Source organism: Ilyobacter sp. (genome assembly GCF_041583315.1).
Classification (GTDB): domain Bacteria; phylum Fusobacteriota; class Fusobacteriia; order Fusobacteriales; family Fusobacteriaceae; genus Ilyobacter.
Window position 1 is genome coordinate 1 of record NZ_JBFHGC010000138.1, and the last position, 5,719, is coordinate 5,719.

At 37.9% G+C, this 5,719-nt stretch carries 7 protein-coding genes; all 7 read right to left on the reverse strand.

Going from position 1 to position 5,719, the window contains the following annotated elements:
* A partial coding sequence (locus tag ABZA26_RS06260; protein WP_372713663.1) for an ACP S-malonyltransferase occupies window positions 1-275 on the reverse strand: 275 nt, incomplete at its 3' end.
* Window positions 276-358: 83 nt separating this feature from the next.
* Window positions 359-1,351, reverse strand: coding sequence for a beta-ketoacyl-ACP synthase III (locus ABZA26_RS06265; RefSeq protein WP_372713664.1), 993 nt, complete (start codon window positions 1,349-1,351; stop codon window positions 359-361).
* 1 nt (window position 1,352) lies between these two features.
* Window positions 1,353-2,357: a phosphate acyltransferase PlsX gene (gene plsX, locus ABZA26_RS06270; RefSeq protein WP_372713665.1), complete on the reverse strand. Its 1,005-nt coding sequence runs from the start codon at window positions 2,355-2,357 to the stop codon at window positions 1,353-1,355.
* Between the two features lie 87 nt (window positions 2,358-2,444).
* Entirely contained in the window at window positions 2,445-2,627 is a 183-nt protein-coding gene (gene rpmF, locus ABZA26_RS06275) for a 50S ribosomal protein L32 (RefSeq protein WP_319370148.1), read from the reverse strand.
* Window positions 2,628-2,661: 34 nt separating this feature from the next.
* On the reverse strand, window positions 2,662-3,150 hold the full coding sequence (locus tag ABZA26_RS06280; protein WP_372713666.1) for a DUF177 domain-containing protein: 489 nt from the start codon (window positions 3,148-3,150) through the stop codon (window positions 2,662-2,664).
* Window positions 3,151-3,334: 184 nt separating this feature from the next.
* The gene (gene ychF / locus ABZA26_RS06285; protein ID WP_372713667.1) at window positions 3,335-4,429 is read right to left on the reverse strand and encodes a redox-regulated ATPase YchF; all 1,095 of its coding nucleotides are present in this window, start codon (window positions 4,427-4,429) and stop codon (window positions 3,335-3,337) included.
* Between the two features lie 245 nt (window positions 4,430-4,674).
* Window positions 4,675-5,719: 2,3-bisphosphoglycerate-independent phosphoglycerate mutase (gene gpmI, locus ABZA26_RS06290; protein ID WP_372713668.1), on the reverse strand; the 1,045-nt coding region annotated here is incomplete at its 5' end.

Sequence of the window (5,719 nt, forward strand, 5' to 3'; positions counted from 1 at the left end):
ACTGAATGTCCAGCTACATAGTCAGCTTTTATCCCTTTTTCTTCCATAAGTTTAGAAAGAACAAGACTCATTGCAACAATTGCAGGCTGAGTATATTTAGTCTGCTTAAGGTCCTCTTCAGGTCCTTCAAACATAACTCTTTTAAGATCAATTTCCATATTTTCAAAAATTTCATCAAAATATTTCTTTGCTGTTTCATTATTTTCGTATAAATCTTTTCCCATGCCAACGTATTGAGCTCCTTGTCCAGGGAAAACAAATGCAATTTTAGACATAGATTCCTCCTTAATTAATTACACATGTATTCTTAATATATCATAAGGTAAACATGATGTCAACCTCTTAAAAACACTACTATTTAATAGGCCCACTTTATAACTGCAGAACCATAGGTAAGACCTGCTCCAAATCCTGTAAGAGCAATAAGGTCTCCTTTTTTTACAAGTCCTTTCTCTAGAGCTTCTCCTAGAGCTAGCCCGATAGATGCAGCAGAAGTATTACCGTATTTATTTAAATTTATATAAAATTTATCCACTGGAAGTTTTAATCTTTTTGCAGCAGACTCTATTATTCTTTTATTTGCCTGGTGAGGGAATATCATATGAAGATCCGTAGTTTCTTTTCCTGCAAGCCTGAGTGCTTCAAGTGTCGCCTTTGGAAGCGCCTGAATTGCAAATTTAAATACATCTTGCCCCTTCATTTTTAAGAAAGTCTCTCTGTTTTCAACCTCTTCAATTGTTGCTGGCCTTTTGGTTCCTCCGGCAGGCATTCTCAAAACTTCATCATCTTCACCTTCAGATTTTATGTAGCTAGAAAGAATTCCGTATCCGTCTTCTACCTCTCCTACGACCGCTGCTGATGCACCGTCACCAAAAAGTATACATGTGTTCCTGTCTTGCATGTCTACCACTCTAGAGAGAGCCTCAGCCCCTATTACAAGTATCTTCTTATACATCCCGGCCTTTATCATTCCAGATGCTATAGTTAGTCCGTATACAAATCCACTGCACGCAGCCTGTATATCAAAGGCAGCTGCGTTGACTGCTCCGATTTTTTTCTGTACTATACACGCTGTATTTTGTATCAGATAATCCGGCGTACAAGTCGCCAGTATTAACATTTCGACATCTTCAGCTTTCATCCCTGCAGCTTCTAGGGCTTTCTTCGCTGCTTCAGAAGCTAGATCCGAAGTTGCCTGGTCATCAGCTACAAATCTTCTTTCTTCTATACCACTTCTGCTTCTTATCCATTCATCACTTGTATCCACAATTTTTTCAAAATCAAAATTTGTCATAACTTTTTCAGGAACATAGATACCCATACCTAATATTCCTGCACTTTTTACATTCATTCTAGGCCTCCTTGTCGATTACTTTCTTAAGTTTCGCTGTTAGATCTGCCTCAGCAAATTTTTCTGCTACTTTTATAGCATTTTTGAATGCTTTCCCATCAGAATTTCCATGTGCTTTTATAGATATCCCGTTGAGTCCAAGGAAAAGTGCTCCACCATATTCTGATGAATCCATTTTTTCTTTCATTCTTCTGAAAGCAGGTTTTAAGAGAAGCGCTCCTATTTTCAAAACAAAACTACTTTTGATCTCTTGTTTCAAAAAATCGAAAATAAACTTTACTACTCCTTCTCCTGTTTTCAAGACAATATTCCCGGTAAATCCGTCTGTTACTATTATGTCAACTTCACCTTCCATCATATCACGAGGTTCAATATTGCCTACAAAGTTTATTTTATCATTTTCTTTCATCAGAGTATAGGCCTCTTTTGTAATTTCATTTCCTTTTCCCTCTTCTTCTCCGATATTTAGAAGTCCTATCTTAGGGTTTTTGATATCTAGAAGCACATCAGCATATACTTTTGACATAAGTGCAAATTGATTTAAAAATTCAGGTTTACAGTCTGCATTTGCTCCTGCATCTAGCATGACAAGGTGACCATGCTTTGAGGGAAATATAGTTGTTATCGCCGGTCGCAGCACACCCTTTATACGCCTTAGTTTCATCTGGCTAGCTGTCATAAGTGCCCCTGTATTTCCTGCAGATACTACGGCATGGGCTCTGCCCTCAATTACGCAGTCTATGGCTACATTCATTGATGCCTTAGGTTGCTTTTTCACTGCCATGGCAGGGCTCATTTTTTCATGCACATCTATTATCTCATCGGTATGTTCTATCGATACTCTGTTTTTATCATAATTGTGTTTTTTCAGTTCTTCCTCTATTAATGTTTTATCCCCTACCAATATTATCTCAAGGTGGCTCATTTCATTAAGAGCCATTACAGCTCCGCTCACCGCCTCCACAGGAGCAAAATCTCCTCCCATAGCATCCAATGCTACTTTCATCTAAACCTCCTATAATATAAAATCCTTTATCATTCTAGCAAAATAAAAAAAAAAAGACAAGATTTTCATCCTGTCTTTTTTTAGAAACTACTCAGCTGTGTTAGCTAATACTTGTTTCCCGTTGTAATCTCCACACTCTAAACAGATTCTGTGAGGTCTTCTAGGAGCTCCACATTTGTCACAAGTAGCTAATCCTGTAACTGTTAATCCATCATGAGATCTTCTCATGTTCTTTTTAGCTTTAGAAGTTTTCTTCTTAGGTACTGCCATTCTTAGTCCCCTCCTACTCAATTCTTATTTAAATTTAGTTTTTTAATTCAAACAATTTTTTCCATCTTAGGTCTATGCCGTCATCTTTATATTTTTCCATCTCTTCCAGACCACCGCATTCAGGTTCACACGCTGGGTAGGGAGACATTTCCAATATAATATGTTCTCTGACAAGTCTAGCAACATCGATCTCGCCATCAACAGCTTCTCCTAGTTCCACATCGTCAATCTTACACTCATCTTCTAGAGAATTCAAGTATCCCTTGAAAGATTTTGGTTCTACAAAATTCCCTTGAAACTCTCCGGAAACATCCAATGATATCTCTTTTAGGCACCTTACACAGGTAGTTTTTATCTCTGCATTGTATTCTCCACAGACAAAAAAACCTTCATTTTCAACTTTTGCATAACCTTTTATCTCCACTGGAGATGCTAGAGTGAGTCCTTCCATTTTACTGACTGTAAAATCAAAGTCAATCCTTTGTTTCTGACTAGCCCTTATTTCATCTATTTTTATAATCAAGGCCATCCTCCTCATTATAAAACACTCAGTTATTTTACTGATAATTTAGAAAATTGTCAAGTAATTTTTCTTAACAAAGGTTTTAAAACTATTTAGCAGTTCATTTTACCAAAGTTTCCATTTTTTTTCAAGCTTTCAAAAAAATAATATTCATAAAAAAATGAAATTATAAAAAATAATCGGACTATACGTTAAAAAGAAACTCCATCAGGTCTCCGTCTTTAACAATATACTCTTTCCCTTCGAGTCTCAGAACCCCAGCCTCTTGAGAACCTTTCCATCCATTATTTTTTATGAACTCCTCATAAGCCACGACTTTAGCTCTTATGAATCCCTTTTCAAAATCCGTATGGATCTCTCCAGCCGCTTTAGGAGCAGTATCTCCTATTTTTATTGTCCAGGCTCTTACTTCTTTTACCCCGGCTGTAAAATAAGTCTGAAGACCTAAAAGTTTAAATCCGGCTCTTATAAGCCTGTTTAGACCTGGCTCTGTTACCCCTAGCTCTTCGAGGAACATAGACCTGTCCTCTTCTTCCATCTCTTGAAGTTCCGCCTCTACTCTTGCTGACACTATGGCAACTTCTGCATCCAGGCTCTTAGCATACTCTCTTACTTTTTCCACATACTCATTTCCTGACACAAGATCCTCTTCTGCTACGTTGGCTGCAAACATCATTGGCTTCAGTGTAAGAAACTGATATGCCTTCAGTAACTGGTTTTCCTCTTCTGAAAGTTCTAGTGTTTGTAAAAGCTTGGCTTCTTCCAAGTGAGCTTTTGACTTTTCAAGAACCGGCACTAACTTTATCGCATCTTTATTTTTTGCCTTAAGAAGTTTCGACTGTCTCTCAATGGCTCTCTCCACAGTTTCTAGGTCAGCAAGGATAAGTTCTGCATTTATCACCTCTATATCCCTTAAAGGATCTACAGAGCCCTCCACATGGATTACATTTTCGTCCTCAAAGCATCTTACAACCTGACATATTGCCGCTGTTGATCTTATGTTTGACAAAAATTTATTTCCAAGGCCCTCTCCGTTAGCTGCACCCTTTACAAGTCCTGCTATATCTACGAATTCCACTGTAGCATGCTGTACTCTCTGTGGATTTATTATCTTTGACAGAGCGTCTAATCTGCTGTCAGGCACAGTAACCATCCCGATGTTCGGTTCGATTGTACAGAATGGATAATTTGCAGCCTCTGCTGCACCTGCCTTTGTTATGGCATTAAAGAGTGTTGATTTTCCAACATTAGGAAGACCTACAATTCCTATTCCAATCATTAAATTTCTCCTCCTAAAATATCAAAATTTTTCCTGTCAATTTTATCACACATTCAAAACTTTGTAAACCTGATCAAGTTTGCTCTGAAATCTCTCTTCATAAAAAAAACCAGCCTCAATGATATTACACAGATGGCTTTAATATAAAAATATTATCCGATTTTTCGATGCTTTCACAATTTCATAAAAAATCTTACTGAAATTTTAAAGTCCTCGGGAGATATCCCGAGGACTTTATCAATCTATTATTTAACTATAAGAGTTTCACCTGTCATCTCTGCAGGTTTTTCTATATTTAATATGTCTAACATAGTCGGCGCCAGATCGGCTAATTTACCGTCTTTAACCTTAGAGTTTTTATACTTGTTTGAAACAAGTAAGAATGGTACATCGTTTGTAGTGTGAGCAGTGAAAGGTACATGAGTTTCAGGATCCTCCATAAGGTCCACATTTCCATGATCTGCAGTCACAAGAAGTGCCCCGTCTTTTTGGATTATCTTATCAGCTACCCTGCCTAGGCATTCATCTACTACTTCTATTGCTTTCTTAGCTGCTTCATAGACTCCTGTATGTCCTACCATGTCAGGATTTGCCAAATTAACCACAATTACATCATAAAGATCATTTTCAAGAGCTTCCACTAGCCCATCAGTTACTTCATAGGCTGACATTTCAGGTTTAAGGTCATATGTAGCCACCTTAGGAGATGGTACAAGCTTTCTGTCCTCTCCTTCGTACTGTGCCTCTTTTCCACCGTTAAAGAAAAAAGTTACGTGAGCATATTTTTCAGTTTCAGCAGTTCTCAGTTGCTTGAGTCCGGCTCTAGATACGACCTCACCGAAAGTATTAACAAGTTCTTCATCAGTATAGACTACAGCAGCCTCTATACTAGAATCATACTGTCTCATACAAGTAAACTTGACACCGAGATACTTTCTTTCAAATCCTGTAAACTCTTTGTCATTTATAGCTCTGGTTATCTGTCTTGCTCTGTCTGGTCTAAAGTTGAAGTTGATGAATACATCTCCCTCTGACAACTCGGCCCCTTCTACAATAACACTCGGGATCACAAATTCATCTGTTTCTCCCTTGGCATAAGCAGCTTCCACAGCAGATTCTGCAGATTTTGCTTTTACCCCTTCTCCTTTAGCTATTGCATCATAGGCCAGCTTAGTTCTCTCCCAGTTTGTATCTCTGTCCATAGAAAAATATCTTCCCGAAACAGTAGCAATCTTACCTACTCCGATATCTTTCATTTCATTTTCTAATGTCTTGATATAACCTAGAGCC

Bases quoted from the DNA above. Each gene is read 5' to 3' on its own strand.
- rpmF (WP_319370148.1), bottom strand. From the start codon at position 2,627: ATGGCAGTACCTAAGAAGAAAACTTCTAAAGCTAAAAAGAACATGAGA.
- ychF (WP_372713667.1), bottom strand. From the start codon at position 4,429: ATGATTGGAATAGGAATTGTAGGTCTTCCTAATGTTGGAAAATCAACA.
- plsX (WP_372713665.1), bottom strand. From the start codon at position 2,357: ATGAAAGTAGCATTGGATGCTATGGGAGGAGATTTTGCTCCTGTGGAG.
- ABZA26_RS06265 (WP_372713664.1), bottom strand. From the start codon at position 1,351: ATGAATGTAAAAAGTGCAGGAATATTAGGTATGGGTATCTATGTTCCT.